At 48.2% G+C, this 2,917-nt stretch carries 2 tRNA genes and 2 rRNA genes; all 4 read left to right on the top strand.

The features are described from left to right. The first annotated feature begins 14 nt into the window (after nucleotides 1-14). Nucleotides 15-1,546, top strand: a 16S ribosomal RNA gene (locus tag QUA53_RS28845). Nucleotides 1,547-1,660: 114 nt separating this feature from the next. Beyond that, a tRNA-Ile gene (locus QUA53_RS28840) sits at nucleotides 1,661-1,735 on the top strand. 10 nt (nucleotides 1,736-1,745) lie between these two features. Beyond that, nucleotides 1,746-1,819 (top strand) — tRNA-Ala (locus tag QUA53_RS28835). Nucleotides 1,820-2,057: 238 nt separating this feature from the next. Continuing rightward, a 23S ribosomal RNA gene (locus tag QUA53_RS28830) occupies nucleotides 2,058-2,917 on the top strand; the annotation flags it as partial.

The raw sequence follows: 2,917 nt of genomic DNA, 5'->3' as shown, positions 1-2,917 counted from the left end.
ATCAAACAACATTTACAATGGAGAGTTTGATCCTGGCTCAGGATGAACGCTAGCGGCAGGCTTAATACATGCAAGTCGTGGGGCAGCAGGTTTGTAGCAATACAAATGCTGGCGACCGGCAAACGGGTGCGGAACACGTACGCAACCTCCCTCCAACTGGAAGATAGCCCACCGAAAGGTGGATTAATACTCCATAATATATTAGAGTGGCATCACTCCGATATTAAAGCTCCGGCGGTTAGAGATGGGCGTGCGTCTGATTAGGTAGTTGGCGGGGTAACGGCCCACCAAGCCTGCGATCAGTAGCTGATGTGAGAGCATGATCAGCCACACGGGCACTGAGACACGGGCCCGACTCCTACGGGAGGCAGCAGTAAGGAATATTGGTCAATGGACGCAAGTCTGAACCAGCCATGCCGCGTGAAGGATTAAGGTCCTCTGGATTGTAAACTTCTTTTATCTGGGACGAAAAAAGGCTATTCTTAGTCACTTGACGGTACCAGATGAATAAGCACCGGCTAACTCCGTGCCAGCAGCCGCGGTAATACGGAGGGTGCAAGCGTTATCCGGATTCACTGGGTTTAAAGGGTGCGTAGGTGGACATTTAAGTCAGTGGTGAAATCTTTGGGCTTAACCCGAAAACTGCCATTGATACTATTTGTCTTGAATTCTCTGGAGGTAAGCGGAATATGTCATGTAGCGGTGAAATGCTTAGATATGACATAGAACACCCATTGCGAAGGCAGCTTACTACGGAGACATTGACACTGAGGCACGAAAGCGTGGGGATCAAACAGGATTAGATACCCTGGTAGTCCACGCCCTAAACGATGATTACTCGACATTAGCGATATTACTGTTAGTGTCTAAGCGAAAGCATTAAGTAATCCACCTGGGAAGTACGACCGCAAGGTTGAAACTCAAAGGAATTGGCGGGGGTCCGCACAAGTGGTGGAGCATGTGGTTTAATTCGATGATACGCGAGGAACCTTACCTGGGCTAGAATGCATTTTGACCGCAGGTGAAAGCCTGTTTTGTAGCAATACACAATTTGTAAGGTGCTGCATGGCTGTCGTCAGCTCGTGCCGTGAGGTGTTGGGTTAAGTCCCGCAACGAGCGCAACCCCTATCTTTAGTTGCCATCAGGTAATGCTGGGAACTCTAAAGAAACTGCCGTCGTAAGACGTGAGGAAGGAGGGGATGATGTCAAGTCATCATGGCCTTTATGCCCAGGGCTACACACGTGCTACAATGGGGGGGACAAAGGGCTGCCACTTAGCGATAAGGAGCTAATCCCAAAAACCCTCTCTCAGTTCAGATTGGAGTCTGCAACTCGACTCCATGAAGCTGGAATCACTAGTAATCGTATATCAGCAATGATACGGTGAATACGTTCCCGGACCTTGCACACACCGCCCGTCAAGCCATGGAAGCTGGGTGTACCTAAAGTCGGTAACCGCAAGGAGCCGCCTAGGGTAAAACTAGTGACTGGGGCTAAGTCGTAACAAGGTAGCCGTACCGGAAGGTGCGGCTGGAATACCTCCTTTTTAGAGTACGCTTTTTTACTGCTGTTGCTTTTCTTCTTTCAAATATTAAGTTCTTATATGTATTATTCGGCCAGTTGCTATGGATTCGTAGAGGCCAATTGGCTATTGTTAAATAGATCCGTAGCTCAGCCTGGTTAGAGCACTACACTGATAATGTAGGGGTCCCCAGTTCAAATCTGGGCGGGTCTACAATAACCTCGGGGGGTTAGCTCAGTTGGCTAGAGCATCTGCCTTGCACGCAGAGGGTCATCGGTTCGACTCCGATATCCTCCACATTAAGTAGAATAAGTGAGAGGGTGCGGTTTTTAAAGTTCTTTCAAACATTAGATGTTGGCAACAGGCCAAAAGGATCGAATCCTTAACATCTGCAACTGTATCAGTTGTATTTCAATCTTGGTTCTTGAACCTTGATTCTCATACACTTTTACTTTAGCTCTTTGACATATTGGGAAAGCGAAATCAAATAACAAGAAGGTTATGACTCTTATGCAAGGTCATAACTGATAAATTTTTTAAAGCGAATAAGGGCGCATGGTGGATGCCTAGGGTCTGAGAGGCGATGAAGGACGTGGTAAGCTGCGATAAGCTTCGGGGAGCTGCACACAAGCATTATATCCGAAGATTTCCGAATGGGAAAACCCAGCACACTGAAGGTGTGTTATCCGAAAGGAAGCCAACCTCCTGAACTGAAACATCTAAGTAGGGAGAGGAAAAGAAAATAACAATGATTCCCTGAGTAGTGGCGAGCGAAACGGGAAGAGCCCAAACTTGAGCGGCGTGCCGCTTGAGGGTTGTAGGACTGCATTTAGAAATTCTCATCAAATTGAACCTTCTGGAAAGTTGGGCCATAGCAGGTGATAGCCCTGTAGATAGAAATTGAGAAGGACGAGCAGTATCCTGAGTAAGGCGGGACCGGAGGAATCCTGCCTGAATCTGCCGGCACCATCCGGTAAGGCTAAATACTCCTCAGACACCGATAGTGAACCAGTACCGTAAGGGAAAGGTGAAAAGTACCCCGAAACAGGGGAGTGAAATAGTACCTGAAACCGTACGCCTACAAGCGGTCGGAGTCCAGCAATGGATGACGGCGTGCCTTTTGCATAATGATCCTACGAGTTACTCCTCACTGGCGAGGTTAAGTTCTTAAGTAACGGAGCCGAAGCGAAAGCGAGTCCGAATAGGGCGCTTAGTCAGTGGGGGTAGACGCGAAACTTTGTGATCTATCCATGGGCAGGTTGAAGTTCTGGTAACACAGAATGGAGGACCGAACTCATGAGCGTTGAAAAGCTCTGGGATGACCTGTGGATAGGGGTGAAAGGCCAATCAAACTGAGAGATAGCTCGTTCTCCCCGAAATGTTTTTAGGAACAGC

The sequence above is a fragment of the Microcoleus sp. Pol12B3 genome (assembly GCF_036701355.1).
Lineage (GTDB): Bacteria > Cyanobacteriota > Cyanobacteriia > Cyanobacteriales > Microcoleaceae > Microcoleus.
This window is presented reverse-complemented; position numbering and strand designations above follow the sequence as displayed.